Origin of the sequence: Mycobacterium sp. URHB0044, assembly GCF_000620625.1 — a bacterium.
Taxonomy (GTDB): Bacteria; Actinomycetota; Actinomycetes; order Mycobacteriales; family Mycobacteriaceae; genus Mycobacterium.
Map to the genome: position 1 here is coordinate 73695 of NZ_JIAW01000020.1, position 24825 is coordinate 98519.

At 68.8% G+C, this 24825-nt stretch carries 21 protein-coding genes; 8 read left to right on the plus strand and 13 right to left on the minus strand.

Annotated features, from left to right (window positions below):
* Positions 1-74: 74 nt before the first annotated feature.
* The 7 genes from N536_RS0129030 to N536_RS0129060 are packed head-to-tail and all read right to left on the minus strand — an operon-like array spanning position 75 to position 7176.
* On the minus strand, positions 75-884 hold the full coding sequence (locus tag N536_RS0129030) for an IclR family transcriptional regulator (RefSeq protein WP_036438018.1): 810 nt from the start codon (positions 882-884) through the stop codon (positions 75-77).
* Positions 881-1603, minus strand: coding sequence for a sulfite exporter TauE/SafE family protein (locus N536_RS0129035; RefSeq protein WP_029116825.1), 723 nt, complete (start codon positions 1601-1603; stop codon positions 881-883). The genes N536_RS0129030 and N536_RS0129035 overlap by 4 nt, the downstream gene beginning before the upstream one ends.
* Entirely contained in the window at positions 1600-2622 is a 1023-nt protein-coding gene (locus N536_RS0129040) for an ABC transporter ATP-binding protein (protein ID WP_029116826.1), read from the minus strand. Before N536_RS0129040 ends, N536_RS0129035 begins: the two co-directional genes overlap by 4 nt.
* Entirely contained in the window at positions 2615-3637 is a 1023-nt protein-coding gene (locus tag N536_RS0129045) for an ABC transporter ATP-binding protein (RefSeq protein WP_029116827.1), read from the minus strand. The genes N536_RS0129040 and N536_RS0129045 overlap by 8 nt, the downstream gene beginning before the upstream one ends.
* A complete protein-coding gene (locus N536_RS0129050; RefSeq protein ID WP_029116828.1) occupies positions 3634-4626 on the minus strand; it encodes an ABC transporter permease in 993 nt (330 codons plus the stop codon). Before N536_RS0129050 ends, N536_RS0129045 begins: the two co-directional genes overlap by 4 nt.
* Positions 4627-4648: 22 nt before the next feature.
* Positions 4649-5575, minus strand: coding sequence for an ABC transporter permease (locus tag N536_RS0129055; RefSeq protein ID WP_029116829.1), 927 nt, complete (start codon positions 5573-5575; stop codon positions 4649-4651).
* Positions 5576-5595: 20 nt separating this feature from the next.
* Complete coding sequence (locus N536_RS0129060) at positions 5596-7176, minus strand: ABC transporter substrate-binding protein (RefSeq protein ID WP_029116830.1); 1581 nt, start codon at positions 7174-7176, stop codon at positions 5596-5598.
* Between the two features lie 309 nt (positions 7177-7485).
* Here N536_RS0129060 and N536_RS0129065 point away from each other — a divergent pair, with 309 nt between their 5' ends.
* Positions 7486-8448 (plus strand): 2-hydroxyacid dehydrogenase, encoded by a 963-nt coding sequence (locus N536_RS0129065; protein WP_036438021.1) that lies wholly within the window; start codon positions 7486-7488, stop codon positions 8446-8448.
* Here N536_RS0129065 and N536_RS0129070 read toward each other — a convergent pair.
* The 5 genes from N536_RS0129070 to N536_RS0129090 form a co-directional block, all read right to left on the minus strand.
* Positions 8445-9374 carry a LysR substrate-binding domain-containing protein gene (locus tag N536_RS0129070; RefSeq protein WP_029116832.1) on the minus strand — a complete coding sequence of 310 codons (930 nt, stop codon included), beginning with the start codon at positions 9372-9374 and terminating at the stop codon, positions 8445-8447. The two genes, N536_RS0129065 and N536_RS0129070, sit on opposite strands and share 4 nt — an antisense overlap.
* A gap of 68 nt (positions 9375-9442) precedes the next feature.
* Positions 9443-10714 (minus strand): glucarate dehydratase family protein, encoded by a 1272-nt coding sequence (locus tag N536_RS0129075; protein ID WP_029116898.1) that lies wholly within the window; start codon positions 10712-10714, stop codon positions 9443-9445.
* Positions 10711-11649: a 5-dehydro-4-deoxyglucarate dehydratase gene (locus N536_RS0129080; RefSeq protein ID WP_029116833.1), complete on the minus strand. Its 939-nt coding sequence runs from the start codon at positions 11647-11649 to the stop codon at positions 10711-10713. The genes N536_RS0129075 and N536_RS0129080 overlap by 4 nt, the downstream gene beginning before the upstream one ends.
* Positions 11650-11681: 32 nt before the next feature.
* Positions 11682-13280 (minus strand): aldehyde dehydrogenase (NADP(+)), encoded by a 1599-nt coding sequence (locus N536_RS0129085; RefSeq protein WP_029116834.1) that lies wholly within the window; start codon positions 13278-13280, stop codon positions 11682-11684.
* 109 nt (positions 13281-13389) lie between these two features.
* Positions 13390-13764, minus strand: a complete 375-nt coding sequence (locus N536_RS0129090) for a hypothetical protein (protein WP_036438027.1) — start codon at positions 13762-13764, stop codon at positions 13390-13392.
* Positions 13765-13840: 76 nt separating this feature from the next.
* On the opposite strand from N536_RS0129090, the gene N536_RS0129095 reads away from it, so the two are divergent.
* The 6 genes from N536_RS0129095 to N536_RS0129120 are packed head-to-tail and all read left to right on the plus strand — an operon-like array spanning position 13841 to position 22036.
* Positions 13841-14470 (plus strand): DedA family protein, encoded by a 630-nt coding sequence (locus tag N536_RS0129095; protein WP_029116836.1) that lies wholly within the window; start codon positions 13841-13843, stop codon positions 14468-14470.
* A 12-nt stretch (positions 14471-14482) separates the two neighbouring features.
* Positions 14483-18406 carry a Pls/PosA family non-ribosomal peptide synthetase gene (locus tag N536_RS39805; protein WP_036438030.1) on the plus strand — a complete coding sequence of 1308 codons (3924 nt, stop codon included), beginning with the start codon at positions 14483-14485 and terminating at the stop codon, positions 18404-18406.
* Positions 18403-19725, plus strand: coding sequence for a M1 family metallopeptidase (locus N536_RS0129105; RefSeq protein WP_029116837.1), 1323 nt, complete (start codon positions 18403-18405; stop codon positions 19723-19725). The genes N536_RS39805 and N536_RS0129105 overlap by 4 nt, the downstream gene beginning before the upstream one ends.
* Positions 19722-20975, plus strand: a complete 1254-nt coding sequence (locus N536_RS0129110) for a hypothetical protein (protein WP_029116838.1) — start codon at positions 19722-19724, stop codon at positions 20973-20975. Before N536_RS0129105 ends, N536_RS0129110 begins: the two co-directional genes overlap by 4 nt.
* Positions 20976-20984: 9 nt before the next feature.
* On the plus strand, positions 20985-21689 hold the full coding sequence (locus tag N536_RS0129115) for a glycosyltransferase family 2 protein (protein ID WP_036438033.1): 705 nt from the start codon (positions 20985-20987) through the stop codon (positions 21687-21689).
* Entirely contained in the window at positions 21686-22036 is a 351-nt protein-coding gene (locus N536_RS0129120) for a DUF2304 domain-containing protein (protein WP_029116840.1), read from the plus strand. Before N536_RS0129115 ends, N536_RS0129120 begins: the two co-directional genes overlap by 4 nt.
* On the opposite strand, the gene N536_RS0129125 is transcribed toward N536_RS0129120, so the two are convergent.
* The gene (locus tag N536_RS0129125) at positions 22027-22962 is read right to left on the minus strand and encodes a GDP-mannose 4,6-dehydratase (RefSeq protein WP_029116841.1); all 936 of its coding nucleotides are present in this window, start codon (positions 22960-22962) and stop codon (positions 22027-22029) included. The two genes, N536_RS0129120 and N536_RS0129125, sit on opposite strands and share 10 nt — an antisense overlap.
* A 51-nt stretch (positions 22963-23013) precedes the next feature.
* Here N536_RS0129125 and N536_RS0129130 point away from each other — a divergent pair, with 51 nt between their 5' ends.
* The gene (locus N536_RS0129130) at positions 23014-24792 is read left to right on the plus strand and encodes a hypothetical protein (protein WP_029116842.1); all 1779 of its coding nucleotides are present in this window, start codon (positions 23014-23016) and stop codon (positions 24790-24792) included.
* Positions 24793-24825: the final 33 nt, after the last annotated feature.

Sequence of the window (24825 nt, forward strand, 5' to 3'; positions counted from 1 at the left end):
GCTCGCTGATGCGGTCCAACACTGAAATCGCATGGATTGATCCACCGAACGCATCGGCGAGCTGGCCCCGGGCGTCACTGGGCGAACCACTTGTCGCCGTTCGCGAGGGGCCGCAACACCCTGCTCACCTTGTCGCCCACACTGCTCAGGGCCTCCACGACCTCGCGTTCGCGCTCGGGAGTCAACCTCGCGATCGGAATGGATGCGCTGATCGCGTCCTGTGCGGGGCGGGCGTACCGCAGCGCGACGGCGAAACACCGCAGCCCGGCGGTGTTCTCCTCGTCGTCGGTCGCGTAGCCGCGGATGCGGACGGTTTCGAGTGCCTCCTCCAACGCGGCCCGGTCGGTGAGGGTGTGCGGGGTGAGCGCGGTCAGCTCCTCGGGAATGTGGTCATCGCGATCGGCGCCGAATCGCTCGGCCAGCAGCGCCTTGCCCAGTGCAGTGGTGTAGGCGGGAAGGCGCCGTCCCACCCGGCTGGTGATGCGTTGATACTGCCGCGACTCCCTGGTGGCGAGGTAGACCACGTCGGGCCCGTCGAGCCTGCCGACGTGGAAGGTCTCGTCGAGCTGTTGCCGCAGATCCTCGAGGAACGGCGTGATCATCGGGAGGTACGGGTCGCTGTCGAGGTAGCTCGTTCCGACCAGCAGCGCGCGAATGCCGATGCCGTACAGCGTCCCGGAGTCATCGGCGCGGACCCAGCCCTGCGCCATCAGCGTCCGCAACAGGGCGTGCGCACTGCTGCGCGGCATGTCGAGCGCCTCGCTGATCTCACGGATGCGCGCGGGCCGGTCCTGCCGACCGGCGAGGTACTCGAGCAGCGCGACGGTGCGAACGGCCGACTTCACCTTGCGCACGGCGACATCCGACGACGGTTCGGGCGTCACAGCAGCCCCGCCTGCTGGGCGACGAGCACGGCAGCGCCCGCGGCGGAGACGCCGATCGCGGTCCACCGCTGACGCTGCGGGTTGAGTAGTCGATTGGCGAAGCGCGACAACGCATATCCGGCGATCGCCGCGGGCACCAGAACGGCGAACGCGCGCAGGGTGTGCGTGTCGACCTCACCGGTCAACGTCAGCATGCCGAGCGACATCAACGATCCGATCAGGAAGAAGCCACTCATCGTGCCACGCAGTTGCGCACCGCTGTTGCGCTGCCACACCAGGGCCATCGGCGGCCCACCGATGGAGGTCGCCGTGCCGAGGACCCCGGAGGTGGCTCCGGCCAGCACGAGGTTGCGTCGATGCGGCACGGGAATCCAGCCGAAGCTCGTCACCGCCACACCGACCAGCACCACTGCGGCGATCAGGATCGCCAGTGCGCGTTCGGGTATCGCCGTCAACAGCAGGGCACCCGCAATGGTGCCCGGCACCCGTCCGATCAGCGCCCAACCGGTGCCGGACACGTCGATCGCAGTCCGCTCGCGAATCACCACCAGCAGGGTGAGCAGGGCGGCCAGCATGATCAGCGTGCCCGGGATGAGCGCCGGGTCGACGACTGCGACGACGGGTGCCGCGAGCATGCCCATGCCGAAGCCGATCGACGCCTGCAGGCACGACGCGAACAGGATCGCCACCGCGATGATCGAGTAGTCGAGGACGCTCACGCGCTGTGGGACAACGCGGATTGCTCGTCGAGCAACGGATGGTGGCACTCCGCGCTGTGGCCCGCGACCTGCAGGTCGAGCGCGACGGGCGGCCGCTCCTTGGCGCAGACGTCGGTGGCCCGGTGGCACCTGGTCCGGAACCGGCAACCCGATGGCGGGTCCAGCGGCGAGGGCACCTCGCCCTTGAGCAGGATCCGCTCGCCGCGCTGCGCCGCGTCCAGCTTGGGCGCCGCCGACATCAGCGCCGCGGTATACGGATGGTTGGGCCGGTCGAAAACCGCTTCGGTGGGCCCGTTTTCGATGATGCGACCCAGGTACATCACGGCGACCCGGTCCGCGACGTGGTGCACCACCGACAGGTCGTGGGAGATGAACACGTACGAGATCTGCAGCTGCTTCTGCAGGTCGTTGAGCAGGTTGAGCACCTGCGCCTGCACTGAGAGGTCCAGGGCCGAGACGGGCTCGTCGCAGATGATGACGTCGGGGTCGAGCGCGAGCGCCCTGGCGATGCCGATGCGTTGCCGTTGGCCGCCGGAGAACTCCTGCGGGTACTTGTCTATCGCCTTCGCGCCGAGACCGACGAGGTCCAGCAGCCCCCGCACCCGCATGTCGCGGTCGCGCTTCGACGGGTGCAGCGTCTTGTGGGTGCGCCACGGCTCGGCGATGATGTCGCCCGCCGTCATCCGGGAGTTCAGCGAGGCGTAGGGGTCTTGAAAAACCATCTGGACGCGGCGCCGGAACTTGAGCAGGTCCTTGCCGCGCAGGCTGAACGGATCGGTGCCGTCGAAGCGGATCGTGCCGGAGTCGGGGCGTTCGAGCATCAGCAGCGTGCGGGCCAACGTCGACTTGCCGCAGCCGGATTCACCGACCAGGCCGAGGGTCTCACCGCGGCCCAACTCGAGGTTGATGCCGTCGAGGGCGCACAACTTGGCCTTGCCACCACGCCCGCCGGGCACCCGGAAGGACTTGCGCAGGTCGCGGACGGTGAGCAGTGGTTCATCCGTTTTCTGATTAGACATTGGGAACCTCTTCGGGGAAGTGGCACGCGGACTTGCGTGCGGCGCCGACGGTTTGGAGGGCCGGACGGGTGGTGCGGCAGAGCTCGCGGGCCAGCGGGCAGCGTGCCTGGTACACACAGCCCTCGGGAATCGACTGCAGGTCCGGTGGCGAACCGCCGATCGACTTGAGTTCGGCGCCGCGTTCGGCGTTCACCGGCACCGAGTTCAGCAGGCCCTTGGAGTAGGGGTGTTTCGGGTCGGCGAAAACCTCTGCTACCGAACCGGTTTCGACGATGTTGCCCGCGTACATCACCGCAACGCGGTCGGCTTCCTCGGCGACGAGCGCCAGGTCGTGGGTGATAAGTACGAGCGCCATCTGGTATTCGGCACGGAGGTCCCGCAGCAGCGCCATGATCTGCGCCTGCACGGTCACGTCCAGCGCGGTGGTGGGCTCGTCGGCGATCAGCACCCGCGGATTCAGCGCGACGGCCATCGCGATGAGCAGTCGCTGGCGCATGCCTCCGGAGAACTGGTGCGGGTAGGAGTTCATCCGCGACTCCGGCTGCGGAATCCCCACCCGCGTCATCAGTTCGACGGCCTTGCGCTTGGCGTCCTTGGCCTTCATGCCGTGGTGGATGCGGAACGGCTCGGCGAGCTGAGTGCCGACGGTGTACAGCGGGTTCAGCGCGGTGAGCGCGTCCTGGAAGACGATCGCCAGCTCGGTACCCGCCAGCTTGCGCCGCGTCTTGCGGTCCACGGAGAGGATGTCCTTGTCGGCCAGCATCGCCGTCCCGGCGACGACGTCGGCGACCGGCTCCAGCAGCCCCACCAACGCCGTTGCGGTCATCGACTTGCCACAGCCGGACTCGCCGAGCAGGGCCAGCGTCTGGCCGCGGTGTGCGGCGAAGGACACCTTGTCGACGGCGCGCACGGTGCCGTTGATGGTGCGGATGTCGACGGTGAGGTCCTCGACCCGCAATGCCGGGTCGGCGTCCAAGCGTTCGTCGGGCGCGTGCTCTGCGACGGAGGCGGTCATGAGAGGGCCTTTCCGGTCTTGGTGAAGCGGGACAGGCGCTTCTGGGGAACCGTCAATCGCCAGCGCTGTCCCGGGTCGGTGGCGATGCGGGCCCAGGCGGCGAGGATCGTCGCCGACACCGTCGTGATGACGATGGCCAGGCCGGGGAAGAACGACAGCCACCACGCGGTGTGCAGGTAGGTACGGCCCTGCGAGACCATCAGGCCCCAGCTGACGTCGGGTGGCTGGATGCCGATGCCGAGAAAGCTCAGCGAGCTCTCCGCCAGCATCACGTAGCAGAAGTCCAGCGTGGCGACGGTCAGCAGCGTGGGCAGCACGATCGGCAGGACGTGGCGGGTGATGATCGATCGCCCGCTGGCACCGAATGTTCGTGCAGCGTCGACGAATACCCGGCTGGCCAGCTCGGCCGACTCGGCGCGGGCGGTGCGCAGGTACACCGGAATGCGGGTGATGGCGAGCACCACGACGATGTTGGCCGCGCTCGGCGAGAAGACGTACAGCACGACGACGGCCAGCAGCAGCGACGGGAAGCTCATGATCACGTCGGCCACGCGCATGGCGACGGTCTCGCGCCAGCCGCGGAAGAAGCCGGCCCACATGCCGATCACCGAGCCCACGACGGCCGAGATCACCACCGCCGGGATGGCCACCGAAAGCGTTGTGCGGCAGGCAACGATGAGGCGGGCCAGCATGCTGCGGCCCAGCGGGTCGGTGCCCAACACGTTGGCCCAGCCGTGCGCCAGCGTGAACGGCGCCTGGTTGGAGTTGTCCAGGTCGATGTGCGTGGCGAGGTTGCCGACCAGCATCGGGCCGAAGATGGCGGTGAGGAACACCAGTCCGAGGACCACCGCTGCCGCGGCGGCGACGCGGTCGTTCGCCAACAGCCGGAACCACACCGAGCGGCCCGACTTGCGGGCATCCCCTGCGTCCGGCTCGCCGACGATGGCGGTGGTCGGCTTGACGGGCACCAGATCGAGTTGCGTGCTCATTCGCGTTGTTCTCCAGTCCTTCTCAGACCTTGGCCGGTTCCCGCACGCGAGCGTCGAGCAGCGCGTAACAGGCGTCAATGGCGATGTTCAGTAGGAAGATGCTGACCGCGGTGAGCAGCACGGCGGCCTGCAGCACGGCGAAGTCGCGTTGCAGGATGGCGTCGATCATCAGCTTGCCGATGCCGGGCCAGCCGAAGATGGCCTCGACCACCACCGCGCCGTTGATCAGGCCGACGGCCAGGTCGCCTGCAACGGTGAGGGCGGGTGCGGCGGCGTTGCGCAGGGCGTGGTGGGACACCACGCGGAAGTCGCTGGCGCCCTTGCTGCGTGCCAGTCGCACATAGGGTGCCGACAGCGCGGAGACCATGGCGCCGCGCACCACCTGGGTGAGCACGCCGAGCGGGCGGATCATCAAGGTGGCGATGGGCAGGATCCAGGACAGTGCGCCGTCGGTACCGGACGTCGGCAGGACACCGAGCAGAACGGCGAACAGCCACACGCCGGTGATGGCGAACCAGAAGTCGGGGATGCTGGCGGCGGTCATGGACAGGAGGCTGGAGAACCGGTCGGCCAGCGAGTTGGGCCGGTATGCGGCCCAGCATCCGATGATCACGGCCCCGACGATCGCCAGCAGCATCGTGGTGACGGCGAGCTGCAGCGTGGCGGGGAAGGCCCGGAAGGCCATCTCCGACGCCGACTCCCCGGTACGCATCGACGTGCCGAAGTCGAAGTGCAACACACCCTTGAAGTAGTCGATCAGCTGGCTGAGGATCGGCTGGTCGAAGCCGTTCTTCTCCGCGAACGCCGCACGCTGGTCCGGGGTGGCGGACTCGGGCAGATAAAGGTTGGACGGGTCGCCGGTGAGGCGGGCCAGTAGGAAGACACCCAGCAGCACGATGATCAAAGGCAGTGCGCTGGTGTACATCCGGCGGCGAACGAAGGAAAACATGGGTTACAGCCTCCCGCTTCTTACTGCTGGTCGGTGCGGTCGGTGGACGCGAACTTCATGTCGGCGAGACGCATCTCGTCGCCGGTCGCGGAATTCGGTTGATAGTCGACCCGTGGCGACACGGCGAGCACACCGTTCATGTGCGCGATGTACGCGAACTGGGCGACCTCGTTGGGTTCCTCAGCGAACAGCTTGGCGTAGGCGTCCTGCCGCTGTTCACCGGTGAGTTCCCCCGCCGCATCGATCTTGCGGTCGAAAGCGGGTGTGCCGTAGCCGTTTTGCGCGCCATCCGTGCGCATGTACTGGTCGACGCTGAATGCCGCGTCACCGGCCTGGTTGCCGTGCATGATCAACGCCACGAATGGTCCGCTGTTGTCCGGGAACGGTCGTAGCTGGTACTGCAACTGACCTGCCGTGTCCATCATTTCGATCTTGACGTTGAGGCCGGCCTGGCTCAGCTCGTTCTGGATGACCTCCACCGTCTCCGTGATCTTCGGGAACTGCGCGGTGCGCCCGATCAACCGGATCTGCTTGTCGACGGGTACGCCGTCGGCCCGTGCCTCGTCGACGAGTTGCTTGGCCTTCTCGGGATCGTGCGGCCACAGTTGCAGATCGGGGTTGAAGCCGACGACCCCTTCGGGAATGAGCTGCGCGGCCGGCTCACCCATCCCCCGGAACAGCGCCTTGACGATGCCGGTTCGGTTCACCGCGTAGTTGATGGCCTGGCGGACACGGATGTCATTGAGCGGCGCTTCGGTGCCGGTGATGCGCAGGGCGGTGGTTTCGTTGTTCGGGAACGCCACGCCGAGATCGCCTGCACCGTCCTCAGGACCGAGCAGGGTGCCGATGTCGGCCTCGTCGTTCACGACCATCGCGGCGCGGACGCTTCCCTCGCTGCGCCATTGGTATTCGGCGTTCGCGAAGGCGGGCTTCTTGCCCCAGTAGGTGTCGTTGCGCACGAGGCGCAGCTTCTGTCCGTACTCCCAGTCGTCGATCGCGTAGGGGCCGGTGCCGATGGGCTCGCGCACCTTCGCCGTGGTGCTCGTCGACTTGGGCACGATCTCGACGAACGAAATTCGCAGCGGCAGAATTGGATCGGGCTTCTCGGTGCCGACCGTCACCGTGGTGTCGTTGGGCGCGGCCACGGCGAGCTTCTCGTCGCCGAACACGTATCCGTCGACGTTGCATTGCAAGTCGGAGTTCACCGCGCGGTCGATGGAGAATGCGGCGTCGGCGGCGGTGAAGGGTGATCCGTCGGAGAAGGTGACGCCCTTGCGGACGTCGAAGGTCCATTCGGTCGGCGAGGTCTGACGCCACCCGGTCGACAAGAGCGGTTGCAGGTCGCCCGTGTTCGGGTCGCGCTCGACGAGCGGCTCGGTGATGTTGGAGCGGACCACGACGCCGGTCGACGTCAGCGAGCTCTCGCAGGGTTCGAGCGTCGGCGGTTCCTCTTGCAGCACGATGCGCAGGGTGTTGACGTCGTAGCCGCCGTGGCCGGTGTTGGCGACCGTGCAGCCGCTGGCGATGAGACAGGCACCGGTCAGCGCTAGGGCGGCGGTCCCTGCCCGGCGGAGCCGCGGTGCGGACGCTGTCGGGGCCATGTAATTCCTCCCGGTCGGATGAGCTGTGACGTCTACGTATGTGGATGAATCCTGTGACGGTAGACACAAGGTAGGAGTGCGGTTCGAGACCCGTCAACCCGGCCTGAACGGCCCGATTGAGGCTCAGGTTAGGGCGCACTGACCTCCCCGAACCGGCTTCAGAACCGCGCTGAGCTGGGCATTCGACCCCGCCATGCGGCCGCCGATACCTTGCCGACGCCCGCAATCCGTCGCCCATGCAAGTTGGGCATAAGCCGATGCTAATTCCGGCTTGGACGGGTATCCGCAGGTCGCCGTACCGTGGTCGACATGACTCAGACCGTCTTGCAGGTCGGACCGCTGAAGCCGTCATTGGAGCAGAGGCTCGCAGAGACCTATGCGGCCGTCGTGCTGCCGGATGGGCAATCCGAGCGCGAGACGTTCCTGGCCGCCCGCGGCGCCGAGATCACCGCGGCGGTGACCTCGGGGCGCACCGGCGTGAACGCCGACTTGATGGCAGCGCTGCCCAACCTGGGCGCGGTGGTGAACTTCGGCGTCGGCTACGACACCACCGACGTCGACGCCGCCGCCGCGCGCGGGATCGGGGTGAGCAACACCCCCGACGTACTGACCGACTGCGTGGCCGACACCGCCGTGGGTCTGACGATCGACGTGATGCGTCAGTTCTCGGCAGCCGACCGGTACCTGCGGGCGGGGCGCTGGCCCGTCGACGGCAACTACCCGTTGACCCGGCAGGTCAGCAACACCCGGGTGGGGATCATCGGACTAGGCCGGATCGGCAGCGCAATCGCCAAGCGGCTCAACGCGTTTGGCTGCACGATCTCCTACCACAACCGCAACGAGGTCGAGGGATCGGTGTACCGCTACGTCGGCTCGCCGGTCGAATTGGCCCGGGATGTCGACGTCCTCGTCGTCGCCGCGGCAGGCGGATCGGGGACGCGGCAGTTGGTCGACCGTGACGTGCTGGATGCGCTCGGCGCCGACGGCTATCTCGTCAACATCGCCCGCGGCAGCGTCGTCGACGAGGAGGCGTTGGTCGACGCGCTGACGGCAGGCCGGCTCGCCGGGGCTGGTCTGGACGTCTTCGCCGACGAGCCCAACGTGCCGTCCGAGCTTCTGACTTTGGACAACGTCGTGCTGCTGCCACACGTCGGCAGTGGGACAGTCGAAACCCGCGCGGCCATGGAGGAACTCACGCTGCGCAACCTGGACGAGTTTCTGACCACGGGGCGTCTGGTGACGCCGGTCGTGGAGCCCAGCGTCCGCGTCTAGGCGCCGACGAACTCGTCGACCAGATCGTCGGTGGTCCACTCCCGCGGCGGCAGGACGTCGCGCAGCAGGCGCAGTAGCGCGGGGTTGGTGCTGTCGCCGCGCCACGCGGCATCGAGCTCCACCGGCCGCTCCCTGAACGCCCCGATGGACCGGAACACGACCCCTTCGGGATGCAGCGTCGCGGCCGAGGCGGGCACCAGCGCGATCCCGATGCCCGAGCGCACCAACACCAGCATGGTGTGCACCTGCGTGACGAACTGGACGTAGCGCGGTGTGGCGCCCGCGATGGTGAACGTGCTGATCAGCAGCTCGTTGAAGTACCGCGCCTGCACGGGCGAGTACATGATCACGTCCTGCCCGTCGAGGTCGTTGAGGGTCAGCTGCCGGGTCTGCCCAACCAGGGGATGGCCGGCGGGCAGTGCGGCCACCAGCTGTTCGTGCAGCAGCGGCCGCGACACGATGCCCGGCCGCTTCAGGGGCGGCCTTGCCATCCCCAGGTCGATCTCACCGGTCATCAGAGCCTCGATCTGCACGGCCGAAACCATCTCGCGCAGATCGAGTTTCACGTCCGGCAGCTGCGCGCGGGTCCGCTCGAGCAGACGGGGAAGCACGGCGTGCGCCGACGCGGCGGTGAACCCCACCACCACGGTGCCGAGGTCGCCTGCGGGAACACGCCTCACCGTCAGCGACGCGCTCTCGGCCAGCTGCAGGATCCGGCGCGCGTCGGGAAGAAACGCCACTCCCGCAGGCGTGAGCGTGACCGACCTGGTGGTCCGGTCGATGAGCTGCACGCTCAGTTCGGCCTCGAGCTGCTGGATCTGCCTGCTCAGCGGCGGCTGGGTCATGTGCAGCCGTTCGGCGGCGCGGCCGAAGTGCAGTTCCTCTGCGACGGCGATGAAGCACGACAGTCGGGCAAGGGAGAACACCGATGCACTCCTAGCATCACTGCAGCCGCCGGATGCGGCAGTCGTGCATCAGTGTAGGACGGCGGTCCTCACCATCGCGGGCTGATGGCGCGATAGCCGGGGTCGATGCTCTGCATGTAGCCGGTGTCGTCGCGGTCCCGGATGCCGCACCGCACGTACTGCTCGTGCAGCGCGCCGAGCGCGTCCTCGTCGACCTCGATGCCGAGCCCGGGCGTGGTCGGTACGGCCACGGCGCCGTCACGGAATTCGAGGACGCCGGGCTTGATCACCTCTTCGGTCTTCCACGGCCAGTGCGTGTCGCAGGCGTAGCTGAGGTTCGGCGTGGCGCCGGCCAGGTGCACCATCGCGGCCAGGCTGATGCCCAGATGCGAGTTGGAGTGCATGGACAGTCCCAGCCCGAACGTGTCGCAGATGCCTGCGAGTAGCCGGGAGCGGTGCAGACCGCCCCAGTAGTGGTGGTCCGAAAGCACGACGCTGACCGACTTTTCGGCGATCGCGGGTGCCAGGTGGTCGAATGCCACGACACACATGTTGGTGGCCAGCGGCATCGGCGCCTGCGCGGCGACTTCGGCCATGCCGTCCAGGTCGGGCGTCGGGTCCTCCAGGTACTCGAGGATGCCCGCGAGTCCGGCCGCCACCTTGACCGACGTCTGCGGAGTCCACGCGGCATTCGGATCGAGCCGCAGCGGATGCCCAGGGAACGCCTCGCGCAGCGCCTCGATCGCCTTCATCTCCTCGTCGGGCGGAAACACGCCGCCCTTGAGTTTGATTGCGGTGAAACCGTATTCGCCGATCATGCGTTTGGCCTGCGCAACGATGCCCGCCGGATCCAGCGCTTCTCCCCATGCGTCGGGTTCGGCCCCGGGGTGCGCCGCCCACTTGTAGAAGAGGTAGGCACTGAAGGGCACTTCGTCGCGGACCGCGCCGCCGAGCAGGTCGGACACCGGGCGTCCGGTCGCGTGCCCCTGCACATCGAGGCACGCCACCTCGAACGGCGAGAACACCCGGTCCACGACACTGGCCGACGTGATCATGCCCGCCAGTCCTGAGCCGTCGCCGGTACTGTCGCCACCCAGCCGGTCGGAGATGGCCGCGCGAATCGCGTTGAGTGCGAACACGTCCAGCCCCGTGATCGCGTCCGCTGCGGCCTGCAGCCGCTGCAGGTGCACGACGTCGGCGTACGTCTCCCCCAGCCCGACCAGACCCGCATCGGTGTCGAGCTGGATGATCGCGCGCAGCGCGAACGGCTGGTGCACGCCGACGGTGTTGAGCAACGGCGGGTCGACGAACGCCACCGGGGTGATGCGGGCGCCCGTGATGCGGATCCGACCGCCCATCAGCGCGCGGCGGCGAGCTCGTCGGCGATGACCGCGCGGCCCGCCTCGATGATCTGTCCCAGCTCGGTGAGCGCCTCGGGCGTCGGCATGATCAGCGGTGCCCGTACCGCGCCCGCTTCGATGCCTTCCATGGTGACGCCTGCCTTGATCAGCGAGACGGCGTAGCCGGGCACGGTGTCGCGCAACCGGACCAGCGGGTGGAAGAACTCGCGCAGCAGCGCCGCGACCAGCTTCTCGTCGTCGCGTTCCAACCCCTCGTAGAACGCGAGCGCCAGTTCGGGGGCGAACGCGAACGTGGCCGACGAGTACAGCGTGACGCCGATGGCGCGGTAGGCCTGTTGCGAGACCTCCGCGGTGGGCAGGCCGTTGAAGAACTGGAACGGTTTGCCGGTCGGCGCGAGCGCGTCGGTGACGGCGCGCACGATCCGGGCCACCCGGTCCACGTCGCCGGTGCCGTCCTTGAACCCGACGACGGTCGGCAGGTGAGCGACCTCGATCGCCGAAGCCTCGGTGTAGCGGGCGTTTCCGCGGTTGTAGACGATCACCGGCAGCTCGGTGGCCGCCGCCACCTCGCGGGTGTAGGCGACCAGTCCGGCCTGCGGCATCTGCACCAGGTAGGGCGGCAGCAGCAGCAGCCCGTCGGCGCCGGCCTCGGCCGCCACCCGCGCGAAGATCTTGGCCTGCGCCACCGATCCTCCGGTGCCGGCGTAGACCGGGACCCGTCCGGCGGTCGCCTCGACGGCGGTGCGGACGATGCCCGCGAATTCTCCGGTCTCCAAGGCGTGGAATTCGCCTGTGCCGCAAGCGATGAACACACCACCGGGTCCGGCGTCGACGCCCTTGGCGACGTGCTCGGCGAGCCGGGTCAGGTCGACCTCACCCGATTCGGTGAAGGGGGTGACGGGGAAGAAAAGAACGCCTTCGAGGCCGTCGTGCATGTCGGGAGTCTCCTAGCTGGGAATGGGTTCGGTCAGGCTTGGGTGAGGCGGCCGTCGATGCGGCGCCAGAGCCCGTCGGGATTGCCGTCGGCAATCGCGCTGGGCAGCAATGAGTTCGGTACGTCCTGGTAGGCCACCGGCCGCAGGAACCGTTCGATCGCGCGGGCTCCGACCGACGTGGTGCGCGAGTCGGACGTCGCGGGGTACGGCCCACCGTGGACCATCGCGTATCCCACTTCCACTCCGGTGGGCCAGCCGTTGAACAGGATCCGGCCTACCTTGGTCTCCAACGTGGGCAGCAGCTTGCCCGCCTCGTCGTAGTCGGACTCGTCGGCGTGCACGGTCGCGGTCAGCTGTCCTTCGAGACCCGCTGCGACGGTGCTCATCTCGTCGGCGTCGGCGCATCGAATCACGACGCTGGACGAACCGAACACCTCGGCCTGCAATACCTCGGAGGACTGGAAGCTCGCCGCGTCGGTCGCGAACAGCGCGGCCTGGCAGCTCGTCGGGCTCTCGGCAGGCGTACCGCGCGCGACGAGCTCCGCCTGCCCGCTCAGCGCGGTGACTCCCTTGGCGTAGTTCTCGGCGATGCCCGGCGTGAGCATCGGGGTGGCCGGGGACTGCGTCAGCGCCTCGCTCGCAGCCGCGATGAAGGCGTCGAGGCCGGGCCCGTCGACGGCGATCACCAGCCCGGGGTTGGTGCAGAACTGGCCCGATCCCATCGTCAGCGACCCGACGAAGGCGCGACCGAGGTCGGCCCCCCTGCTCGCCAATGCCCCGCCGAGCAAGAACACCGGGTTGATCGAACTCATCTCGGCGTAGACCGGGATGGGCTCGGGCCGACCGGCGGCCGCGGCAACCAGAGCGGTTCCGCCGGAACGGGATCCGGTGAATCCGACGGCCTTGATCCGCGGGTCGGTGACCAGCGCGCCGCCGAGCCCGGGGCCCGAACCGAACAACAGCGAGAACGTCCCCTTGGGCAGGCCTGCGGCGCTGACCGCGTCGGTGATGGCACGACCCACCAGCTCGGAGGTCCCGGGATGTGCGTCGTGCGCCTTGACCACCACCGGGCAACCCGCTGCGAGAGCCGACGCTGTGTCGCCGCCGGCGACGGAGAACGCCAGCGGGAAGTTGCTCGCCCCGAACACGGCCACCGGTCCCAGCGGGATGGCGCGTTGGCGGATGTCCGGCCGTGGCAAGGGGGTGCGGTCGGGTTGGGCGGGGTCGATGCGCGCGCCGGTCCAGCTGCCCTCGCGCAGGACGTCGGCGAACATGCGCAGTTGACCGGTCGTGCGTCCGACCTCGCCGGTGATGCGGCCCTCGGGAAGGCCGGACTCCGTCACGGCGCGGGCGACCAATGCGGGCTTGATGGCTTCGAGGTTGGTGGCGATGGCTTCGAGGAAGCTCGCGCGCTGTTCGGAGGTCGTCGCGCGGTAGCCGGGGAAGGCCTCCGCGGCCGCGGCGCATGCGGCGTCGACGTGGCTGGCGTCGCCGTAGCGGTACGGGGGCTCGACGGCGGTGCCTGCCGCGGGATCGAATCCGCGGATCTCGTCACCCGTCCCGGTGACGAGCGCACCGGCGATGATCATCTGTCCGGTCAGTTGCGTGGCGTCGGCGATCGTTGCTGTCACGCGGCCAACGCTATGACCCCAACCGATTCATGTCCAAGACCGATTTGGTGGCAACTAATCCAAGGATTGGATCAGTTGGGGCGAGCGAAGCGACGGGGGCAATGCGCGGTCACGCGCTTGCCTGCTCCCGGGTGGCCAGTCGGTGAAGTACGTCGTGGCCGAGTGTGCGCAGATCCTGCCGGGGCAGGCCGGCCGCGGGAACCAGCGTGACGCCGTCGGCGACGTCGGCCGAATCGATGTCGGCGATCAACCCGGCAAGCCCGTCGACGGTGCCCGCATATCGCACTGTCTCGTCGGTGCCTGCGGAGCGGAAGTCGCCTGGCACCGCCACGGCGACGTCCAGGATGACCGCGACGTCGCGCCCCTCCGCCCGCAGGCGCGTCGCACCACGCTGGGCGTGCTTCAGGTCGCGGGCGGTCAGCCGCACCACGGGTCCGCCTCCCGACGTCAACTCGGTGACGTTGTCACCCGTCTCATCTGTCACGAATAACCGCACGTCGGCCAGGCTATGGCCGACGACACGTCGCTGCCATGGTTGCGATCAGCCAGAATCGATCGGAATGACCGACACCGAATTGCCCGGCGTCTTCGGCGACGTTCAGCCGGTGCTCGAACACTACGGCTACCTCGCCGTCGGCGGGTTCGTGCTGCTCGAGGACTTCGGGGTGCCCGTGCCAGGGGAGATCATGCTGATCTCGGCTGCACTCTTCGCCGGTGCCGGTCACCTGAACATCGCGGTGGTGATCCTCGTCGCGGTGATCGGCGCGGTCATCGGGGACAACATCGGTTACGCGGTCGGCCGGCTGGGCGGGCGGCCGTTGGCCGAGCGGTGGGGCCGCTACGTGTTCCTCACGCCCGCCCGGCTGGATCGTGCCGAGACCTTCTTCGACGCCCACGGCGGCAAGGTCGTCACCGTCGCCCGGTTCATCGAGGGCCTGCGCCAGGTCAACGGACTGCTCGCCGGGATCGCCGGCATGCACTGGCTGAAGTTCCTCGGCTTCAACGCGCTCGGCGCGGTGCTGTGGGTGGGTACGTGGGCAGGATTCGGCTTCCTGGCCGGTGAACACGTGGTCGCCATCTACTCGGCGTTCGAGCACTACAAGTGGTACGTGATCGGCGTCCTGGTGATCGCCGTCGCAATCGTTATCGCGAACCGCGTGCGGCGTGGGCGGGCGCAGCGCGGCGGTTAGTAGTTTGTAGTCGTGGCAGCGGACCCCGGGCGCAGCATTCCCGCCCAGTACCTCTCATCAACGTCCGCGCCCGAACCGCGGACGCTGATCGACATTCTCTATGCCACCGCGGAACGGCATCCCGACTCACCGGCGATCGACGACGGCGAGGTCCAGCTCACCTACGCCGAGCTGATCGTCGACATCGAGGAGAGCGTCGAGTGGCTCGCCGCGCGCGGGATCGGCCGCGGCGACCGCATCGGGATCCGGATGCCGTCCGGAACCTATGCGCTGTACGTGGCCATCCTGGCGACGCTGGCCACCGGCGCGGCCTATGTGCCGGTCGACGCCGACGATCCCGAGGAGCGGGCCGCGCTGGTGTTCGGCGAGGCCGGCGTCGTCGGCGTCATCACCGAACACGGCCTGATCCGCGGCCACGGTTCGTCGCGCGGGTGGCGCGCCGGCAGGCCGTTGCCCCGCGACGACGCGTGGATCATCTTCACGTCCGGTTCGACCGGGACGCCCAAGGGTGTCGCCGTGACCCATCGGAATGCGGCGGCGTTCGTCGACGCCGAGGCCCAGATGTTCTTGACGAACAACCCGATCGGCCCGAACGACCGCGTGCTGGCCGGGCTGTCCGTCGCGTTCGACGCGTCGTGCGAGGAGATGTGGCTGGCCTGGCGGCACGGCGCCTGTCTGGTGCCTGCACCGCGGTCGCTGGTGCGCAGCGGGATGGACCTCGGCCCGTGGTTGGTGTCCCGCGACATCACCGTCGTGTCCACGGTGCCCACGCTGGCGGCGCTGTGGCCCGCCGAAGCGCTGGAGGCGGTGCGTCTGCTGATCTTCGGTGGCGAGGCGTGCCCGCCCGACCTGGCCGCGCGACTGGCCGTCGACGGTCGCGAAGTGTGGAACACGTACGGACCCACGGAGGCGACGGTCGTCGCCTGTGCGGCGCCGCTCGACGGGAAGGGTCCGGTCAGCATCGGTCTGCCGTTGCCGGGCTGGGACCTGGCCGTCGTCGACCAAAAGGGGGAGCCGGTCACCCTCGGCGAGGTCGGTGAACTGGTCATCGGCGGCGTGGGTCTGGCCCGCTACCTGGATCCCGACAAGGACGCCGAGAAGTACGCGCCGATGCCCACCCTGGAGTGGGCCAGGGCCTACCGCAGCGGTGACCTGGTCCGCCTCGAAGCCGACGGCCTGTACTTCATGGGCCGCGCCGACGACCAGGTCAAGGTCGGCGGCCGCCGCATCGAGCTCGGCGAGGTCGACGCGGCCCTGGTGAATCTGCCCGGCGTCAGCGGTGGAGCCGCGGCCGTGCGGCGCACCCCCAGCGGCACCCCGCTGCTCGTCGGCTACGTCGCCAGCGCGGACCCTGACTTCGATATCGTGAAGGCCCGTGCCGCCCTTGCGGATTCACTGCCCGCCGCGCTGGTGCCACGACTGGTCCTCGTCGACGAACTCCCCACCCGCACGTCCGGCAAGGTGGATCGCAACGCGCTGCCGTGGCCGGTGGCCGTCGACACCGGCGCCGACGCGGCGGACCTCGGGGGCACCACGGGCTGGCTGGCCGGGCTGTGGCGTGACGTGCTCGCCGCCCCCGTCGACGGGCCCGAGGCGGACTTCTTCGCCCTCGGCGGCGGCTCGTTGTCGGCGGCGCAGTTGGTCGCAGGCATGCGCGCCCGTCACCCGCAGGTGACCGTCGCAGACCTGTACGACCATCCGCGACTCGGATCGCTGGCCGGCTACCTCGACGAACTCGATCCGCCACCGCACGTCGAAACCCGCACGGTTCAGCCGGTTTCGCGGCTCACCCAGACGGCGCAGGTGCTCGCGTCGCTGCCGTTGGCCACCCTGACGGGCATGCAGTGGGTGGTGTGGCTGGCCCTGGCCAACAACCTCGCCGTCGAACTGGACGCGGTGCCGTGGGCAGTGCCCGTCAACTGGTGGTGGGTGCTGGCGGGCTTCCTGATCTTCGTCACCCCGATCGGGCGGATGGGCATTGCCGTGCTCAGCGCGCGGATGCTGCTGGGCGGTCTGCAACCCGGCACGTACCGCCGCGGCGGCCCCGTGCACCTGCGGGTCTGGCTCGCCGAACGTCTCGGTGAGGCCAGCGGCGCCGAGAACATGGCCGGCGCGCCCTGGCTGGTCTACTACGCGCGGGCACTGGGCAACCGGATCGGCAAGGGCGTCGACCTGCACTCCGCTCCCCCGGTCACGGGAATGCTCACACTCGGCCACCGCTGTTCGATCGAACCGGAGGTCGATCTGACGGGGCACTGGGTCGATGGCGACGTGTTCCACGTGGGGCGCATCGAGGTGGGCAACGACGCCACCGTCGGCGCGCGGACCACGCTGCTGCCCGGCGCGGTGATCGGCAAGAACGCCGACGTGGCGGCCGGATCCGGCGTGGTCGGCAAGGTGAAGGCCGGGCAGTACTGGAAGGGCTCTCCTGCTGCGAAGTCCGGCAAGGCACGGCATCCGTGGCCGGAGCAACGGCCGCGCCGCGCCCCGCTGTGGGTGGCGGTGTACGGGGTGACGTCGGTGTTGCTCGGCAGCCTGCCGCTGCTCGCGCTCGGCGCGGGGCTCGCGGTGCTGGGCTGGGCGGTGCGCGCCACCGAGACTCTGGCCGACGCGATCCTGCCTGCCGGGCTGTGGACGCCCGTGGCCACGGTGGTGGCGGTGGTGGTCTATGCGGTGCTGACGGTGCTCGGCGTCCGCGTGCTGTCGCTCGGCCTGAGCGAGGGATACCACCCCGTGCGCAGTCGGGTCGGCTGGCAGGTGTGGGCCACCGAACGGCTGATGGACGCCGCGCGCAACTACCTGTTCCCCGTGTACGCCAGCCTGCTCACGCCGGGATGGTTGCGGCTGCTCGGCGCGAAAGTCGGTCGCGGAACGGAGATCTCGACGGCGCTGCTGACCCCGAAGTTCACCGTCGTGGAGGACGGTGCCTTCCTCGCCGACGACACCATGGTGGCGTCCTACGAACTCGGCGGCGGCTGGATCCACATCGCCAAGGCCACCGTCGGCAAACGGGCGTTCCTCGGCAACTCGGGCATCACCCAGCCGGGCCGACGCGTGCCCGACGACGGTCTGGTGGCCGTCCTGAGTGCCACACCGCACAAGGCGAAGGCCGGCTCGTCGTGGCTGGGCAGTCCGCCGATCAGGTTGCGCAGGCAGCCGACGGCAGCCGACGTGCTGCGCACGTTCCATCCGTCTCGGCAATTGAAGGTGAAGCGCGCGCTGGTGGAGACGTGCCGGTTGCTGCCCGTCGTCGTGACTTTCGCGATTGGGGTGGCCGTGTTGGGTGCCCTGCAGTACGTGACGGTCGAATTCGGTTATCTGTGGACCGCTTTGGCGGGTGGGGTCGTCCTGCTCGTCGCGGGCGCGGTGGCCGGTGGGATCGCCGTGGTGGCGAAGTGGCTGTGGGTCGGCCGCATTCGGGCCATCGAACATCCGCTGTGGTCGTCGTTCGTGTGGCGCAACGAGGTGTCCGACACGTTCGTTGAAACGGTCGCTGCGCCGTGGTTCGCCCGTGCCGCCACCGGCACGCCGGTGATGAACCTGTGGCTGCGGGCGCTTGGCGCGCGGATCGGCCGGGGCGTGTGGTGCGAGACGTACTGGCTGCCCGAGGCGGACCTGGTCACGCTGGGCAAGGGCGCCACGGTCAACCGCGGCTGCGTGGTGCAGACCCATCTGTTCCACGACCGCATCATGCGGATGGACACCGTTGTGCTGGAAGAGGGTTCGACGCTCGGCCCGCACTGCGTGGCGTTGCCCGCCGCCAGGATCGGTGCCGGAGCCACCGTCGGTCCGGCCTCACTGGTGATGCGCGGCGACGAGGTACCCGCGTCGAGCCGCTGGCAGGGCAATCCGATCGCACCGTGGAATCCCTTCCGCAAGAAGCGCGGTGGCCGGGCGGGCAAGGGGTCGAAGAAGGCCGGGGAAACCGCCGCGTGACGCGCTCCAAGAAACGAATCGTCCCCGTCATCGATCCCTACCTGCCGGCCAACGGCAACTTCGGCTACCGGGCGTCCCGCTACGAGCTGGAACTCGAATACAAGGTGCACATCAACCGGCTCTCGGGCGTCGCCACGATCACCGCGGTCACCCTGGCGTCGTTGAAGACGTTCAGCCTCGACCTCTCGGACGCTCTGACGGTGTCCAAGGTGTCGGTCAACGGCCGTCGCCCGGCGTCGTTCAAGTGCTCGCACGGCAAGCTGGACGTCACGTTGAGCTCAGCGCTGCCCGCGGGCGCGTCGATGACGATCACCGTGCGCTACGCGGGGACGCCCCGACCGATCCAATCCCTCTGGGGCGAAGTGGGTTTCGAGGAGCTGACCAACGGCGCGCTCGTCGCCGGGCAGCCGAACGGCGCGGCGTCGTGGTTCCCCTGCGACGACCACCCGAGCAGCAAAGCCAGCTACCGCATCGCGATCAGCACCGACAACCCTTACTACGCACTGGCCAACGGCGAGCTGATATCGCGCCGCACACGCGCCGCGATGACCACGTGGACCTACGAGCAGGCCGAGCCGACGTCGACCTATCTGATCACCCTGCAGATCGGCGACTACACGAGTTACCGACTAGCCAAGACTCCCGTGCCGATGAACGCCGTTCTGCCGCAACGGTTGCGCCGCGAGTTCGAGTACGACTTCGAGCGTCAGCCACAGATGATGAAGCTCTTCGTCAAGCTGTTCGGTCCGTACCCACTTTCCACCGGGTACACCGTGGTGGTCACGGACGACGATCTGGAGATTCCCCTTGAGGCACAAGGTATCTCGATCTTCGGGGCCAACCACTGCGACGGGGAGCGCAGCGCCGAACGGTTGATCGCCCACGAACTGGCCCACCAGTGGTTCGGCAACTCGGTGACCGCGCGGCGCTGGCGTGACATCTGGCTGCACGAGGGATTCGCCTGCTACGCCGAGTGGCTGTGGTCGGAGGACTCCGGCGGCCGCAGCGCCGACGAGCTCGCCAAGCACTACCACCACAAGCTGGCCTCGTCACCGCAGAACCTGCTGCTCGCCGACCCCGGGCCGCGCGACATGTTCGACGACCGCGTCTACAAGCGGGGCGCGCTCGTCCTGCACGTGCTGCGGCGCACCATCGGCGACGACGACTTCTTCGCCCTGCTTCGCGATTGGACCACCCGGCATCGGCACGCCACGGCCGTCACCGACGACTTCACCGGGTTGGCGGCCAACTACGCCGACCAGTCGCTGCGGCCGCTCTGGCAGGCCTGGCTGTATTCGACGGACGTCCCCGACCTGTGACCGACGGCGCGTCGACCGTCCCCTCCCAGGGACCGGTGACCAGGGGCAGCTTCGCCCGGGTCGGCGTCGCGACCGTGATCAGTGCGCTGTTCGGCTACGCGGTGCTGTACCTGGCCGCGCGTGACCTCGAGCCAGCTGGCTTCTCCGTGTTCGCCGTGTTCTGGGGTGCCTTCGGGCTGCTGGCCGGGGCGGCCAACGGGCTACTGCAGGAGTCGACGCGCGAGGTCCGGCAGGCGCAGCAGGTCGCGCCTGGAACGGGTCCGCGGATCCATCCGCTGCGGGTGGCCGTCCTGGTCGGCGTGTTCGCCGCGGTGGCCGTCGTCGGCACTTCGCCACTGTGGTCCAGCCACGTGTTCGTCGAATCGCGGCTGCTCAGCGTCGCGCTACTCGCCGCGGGCATCGCGGGGTTCTGCGTGCACGCGACGCTGCTTGGCGTGCTGGCCGGGGTGAACCAGTGGTCGCAGTACGGCTCGCTGATCGTCGGCGATGCGGTCGGCCGCGTCACGGTGGCCATCGCGACGTTCCTGGTCGGCTGGGGGCTGGTCGGCTACCTGTGGGCGACGGTGGCCGGGTCGATGGCGTGGCTGGTGCTGCTGTTGGCGTCGCCCGCAACACGGGCGGCGGCGCGACTGCTCACGCCCGGCACCACGTGGGTGTTCCTGCGGGGCGCGTCGCATTCGATCGCGGCTGCGGGAGCCAGCGCCATTCTCATCATGGGCTTCCCCGTGCTGCTGAAGGCCACCTCGCAGGATCTTGGTGCCGCCGGTGGCGTGGTGATCCTGGCGGTCACGCTGACCCGCGCGCCGCTGCTGGTGCCGCTGACGGCGATGCAGGGCAACCTCATCGCGCACTTCGTCGATCAGCGCGATGCCCGGTTGCGGGCGCTGGTGTTGCCGGCGTTGGTGGTGGCGGGGCTGGGAGTGGTGGCGGTTCTCGTCGCCGGACTGGCCGGGCCGTGGCTGCTGCAGTTCGCGTTCGGGCCCGAATATCGTGCGGGCGGAGCGCTGTTGGCGTGGTTCACGGCGGCGGCCATCGCCATCGCGCTGCTCACCCTCACCGGCGCCGCGACGGTCGCGGCCGCCCAGCATCGGGCGTACGCCGCGGGCTGGATCGGCGCCACGCTGGCCTCGGCCCTGCTGTTGCTGTTGCCGGTGCCGCTGGAGACGCGCACCGTCGTGGCGTTGATGTGTGGACCGCTGGTCGGGATTGCCGTGCACCTCGTCGCTCTGTGCAGGATTCCGGCACCGTGAGCGTGTAGTTTGGTCGCCATCGACACCCGCTACCACGACGTTTGGATCGTCGTCCCCGCCTTCAACGAGGCGAGCGTCATCGCCGACGTCATCGCCGACGTTCGCTCCGTCTTCGGCAACGTGGTGTGCGTCGACGACGGCAGCCGCGACGACACCGGGGAGCGGGCGCTTCGCGCGGGCGCCCACCTGGTGCGGCATCCGGTGAACCTCGGCCAGGGCGCGGCGATCCAGACCGGCGTCGAGTACGCCCGCAGCAGGCCCGGCGCCGCCGTGTTCGCCACGTTCGACGCCGACGGCCAGCACAGGGTCAAGGACGTCTTGCGGATGATCGACCGGCTCACCGCAGAGGACCTCGACATCGTGATCGGCACCCGCTTCGCCGACGGCCCGCCCGAGCGGATGCCGAAGCTCAAGCGGCTACTGCTGCCGATCGTCGCCAAGTTGAGCCCGGCCAGCCGGACGCTCGGTCTGACCGATGCGCACAACGGGCTGCGGGTGTTCAACAAGACCGTCGCCGATGGGCTGAACCTCACGATGAACGGAATGAGCCACGCCAGCGAGTTCGTCGCACTCATCGCGGAGAACCGGTGGCGAGTGGCGGAGGAGCCCGTCGAGATCCTCTACACCGACTACTCGATGTCGAAGGGGCAGCCGCTGGTCAACGGCGTCAACATCCTCTTCGACGGCCTGCTGCGCGGAAGGATGCGCCGATGAACTGGATTCAGGTTCTGCTGATCGCGGCGATCGTCGCGCTGTTGGTGTACCTGCTGCGGTCGCGGCGCAGCGCGCGTTCGAAGGCGTGGGTGAAACTCGGCTACGTGCTCTTCGTGGTCGCTGCGGTCTACGCGATCGTCCGGCCCGATGACACCACGGTGGTGGCGAATTGGCTTGGGGTGGACCGCGGCGCCGACCTGATCGAGTACGCGCTCGTCATCGCCTTCCTGTTCACGACGTTGAGCGCCTACATGCGGTTCAAGGACCTGGAACTGCGCTACGCCCAACTGGCTCGGGCTGTCGCGCTCGAGGGGGCGCGGGCTCCCGGGGACGCTCCTCAGTCCTGACGGAAGAAGTCGACGGTGCGCGGGATGCCGTCGGCCAGACTGACCTTGGGCGTCCAGCCGAGCACCGCCTTGGCGCGGCTGATGTCGAGGCAGGAGCGCTTCAGGTCGCCGAGACGGTGCGGGTGCATCTCGGGTTCGTCGGGTGCGCCGGCCGCCGCGGCAATCGCCGAATGTAGTTGCCGCACCGAGGTTTCCACCCCCGTGCCGACGTTGAAGCGCTGACCTCCCCCGGCCTCGCCGGCCGCCCGCACGAAGGCGTCGACGACGTCGTCGACGAAGACGTAGTCACGGGTGTCGGTGCCGTCGCCGAAGATCTTGGTCGCCCGACCCGCCAACAGCGCCTGGGAGAAGATCGCGACGACGCCGGCCTCACCGTGCGGATCCTGGCGGGGCCCGTACACGTTGGCGGGTGCGATGTGTGAACAGTCCAGCCCGTAGAGATTGCGGAACATGTTGAGGTACACCTCGCCGCAGACCTTGCTCGCGGCGTAGGGCGAGGCGGGGTCGGTCGGGACGTCCTCGGGCGTCGGGTACACCGGTGGCGTGCCGTACACCGAGCCGCCCGACGACGTGTGCACGATCTTGCGCACGCCTGCCCTGCGTGCGGCCTCCGCCAGTCGCACCGTGCCGACCACGTTGACGCTCGAATCGAACGACGGGTCGTCCACCGAGTGCTTGACCGAGATCTGCGCGCCGAGGTGGAACACCGCCTCCGGCTTCGTGTCGGCGAGCAGGCCGATCAGATCGGCGTCGACGATGTCGGCCTTGACGAACTCGAACCCGTCGTGATTCTCGGCCTGCCCGATGTTGGTGCTGCGCCCCGTGCTGAGGTCGTCGACGCCGACGACGCTATGCCCGTCGGCCAACAATCGGTCTACCAGCGTCGATCCAATGAATCCGGCTGCGCCGGTGACCAGTGTCCGCACCGGCTCACCATACCGATGCGTTCTGAAATCGTCCCCGTACAGTCGTCGGGAGTGAAAGTCCGGTGGGCAGGAGTCGCCCGTATCGCCGTCGCGCTGATCGCGCTGCAGCTGGTTCTTCGGGCGGTGCTGGCGTTTCAGGGCTACTTCTACTGGGACGACCTGATCCTCACCGGACGTGCGGGGACGCAGGGTCTGCTGTCGCCGTCGTACCTGTTCGACGACCACGACGGGCACGTCATGCCCGCCGCGTTCCTCGTCGCGGGCGGCATCACCCGGCTGGCGCCGTTGAACTGGATTGGTCCGGCGATCAGCCTGGTCCTGCTGCAGTTGGTCGCGTCGCTGGCGTTGTTGCGCGTGCTGCACGTCATCCTCGGTTGGCGGCCGGTCCTGCTGGTGCCGCTGACCTTCGCGTTGTTCACGCCGCTCGGCGTGCCCGCGTTCGCCTGGTGGGCGTCGGCGCTGAATTCGTTGCCGATGATCACCGCCATGGCCTGGGTGTGCGCCGATGCGATCCTGCTGGTGCGCACCGGGCGTCAGCGCTACGCCCTGACCGGGGTGCTGGCGTTCCTCGGCGGACTGTTGTTCTTCGAGAAGGCCGCGGTGATTCCGTTGGTGGCGTTCGCCGTCGCCGCGCTGCTGGCGTACGTGACGGGTGACCGTGCAGCCGTGGTGACGGTGTGGCGTCGAGGTGTTCGGCTGTGGTCGGCGTCGTTGGCGCTGACGGCGGCCTGGATCGCTCTGTACCTGGTCGTCGTGGACCAGAAGCGGTGGAGCTTCGATCTGGGCATGACGTGGGACCTGCTGCGCCGGTCGGTGACGCACGGGATCGTGCCAGGGCTGGCCGGGGGGCCGTGGGACTGGCAGCGCTGGGCGCCGGCCTCGCCGTGGGCGACACCGCCGTTGATCGTGATGATCCTGGGGTGGGTCGTGCTGGCCGTGGTGCTCGCCGTGTCGCTGGTCCGCAAGGAACGCATCGGCGCGGTGTGGGGGGTGGCCGTCGGTTACGCCGTCGCCTGTCAGGTGCCGATCTATCTGATGCGGTCGTCGCGGTTCACGGCACTGGAACTGGCGCAGACGCTTCGCTACCTGCCGGACCTGGTGGCGGTCCTCGCCTTGCTGGCCGCCGTCGGGCTGTGCGCGCCGAACCGGGCGCGGTCGACGTGGCTGAACGCCGGGCGCGCCCGCGACGTGGTGGTCGGCTGCTGCGTGCTGCTGTTCGTGGCCAGCAGCGTGTACTCGACGGTGACGTTCACCCGCATCTGGCGTGACAATCCGACGCGGCACTACCTGCAGACGGCGCAGGCGAGCCTGGCCCTGGCGAACGCGACGTCCAACGCCCCGATGCTCGACCAGGAGGTCGACCCGCTGGTGCTGCAGCGCGTCGCCTGGCCGGAGAACCTCGTCAGTCACATGTTCGCGTTGCTGCGAGATCGTCCCGAATTCGCTTCGAGCACAACTGATCTGCGGATGCTCGACATGACGGGCAGACTGCTGCCGGCCCAGGTGACGTGGGTACGTTCGATCCGGCCCGGCCCCGACCCGCGATGTGGCTACTTCCTGCAACCCGACGCCCCGGTGCGGATGCCGCTGGACGGGCCGCTGCTGCCGTCGGACTGGACCGCCGAGATCAACTACCTGGCCAACAACGACGGGACGATCACGCTGTCGCTGACCGAGGGCGTCGAATCCAAGGTCAAGGTGCGCCCCGGCCTCAACCGCGTGTTCGTGCGACTGTCCGGAGCCGGCGATGCCATCCTGGCGCGCGCAAACACGTCCGCGCTGTCGGTGTGCCTGGCGTCGGGACCCGTCGGATATGTGGCACCGAGGTAGCTGCGCACGGGAGATAATCGGTAGATGTTCGAG

Excerpts from the sequence above, each read along its gene's own strand:
- N536_RS0129040 (WP_029116826.1), bottom strand. The coding sequence starts at position 2,622 with ATGTCTAATCAGAAAACGGATGAACCACTGCTCACCGTCCGCGACCTG.
- N536_RS0129045 (WP_029116827.1), bottom strand. The coding sequence starts at position 3,637 with ATGACCGCCTCCGTCGCAGAGCACGCGCCCGACGAACGCTTGGACGCC.
- N536_RS0129050 (WP_029116828.1), bottom strand. The coding sequence starts at position 4,626 with ATGAGCACGCAACTCGATCTGGTGCCCGTCAAGCCGACCACCGCCATC.
- N536_RS0129055 (WP_029116829.1), bottom strand. The coding sequence starts at position 5,575 with ATGTTTTCCTTCGTTCGCCGCCGGATGTACACCAGCGCACTGCCTTTG.
- N536_RS0129060 (WP_029116830.1), bottom strand. The coding sequence starts at position 7,176 with ATGGCCCCGACAGCGTCCGCACCGCGGCTCCGCCGGGCAGGGACCGCC.
- N536_RS0129065 (WP_036438021.1), top strand. The coding sequence starts at position 7,486 with ATGACTCAGACCGTCTTGCAGGTCGGACCGCTGAAGCCGTCATTGGAG.
- N536_RS0129080 (WP_029116833.1), bottom strand. The coding sequence starts at position 11,649 with ATGCACGACGGCCTCGAAGGCGTTCTTTTCTTCCCCGTCACCCCCTTC.
- N536_RS0129095 (WP_029116836.1), top strand. The coding sequence starts at position 13,841 with ATGACCGACACCGAATTGCCCGGCGTCTTCGGCGACGTTCAGCCGGTG.
- N536_RS0129120 (WP_029116840.1), top strand. The coding sequence starts at position 21,686 with ATGAACTGGATTCAGGTTCTGCTGATCGCGGCGATCGTCGCGCTGTTG.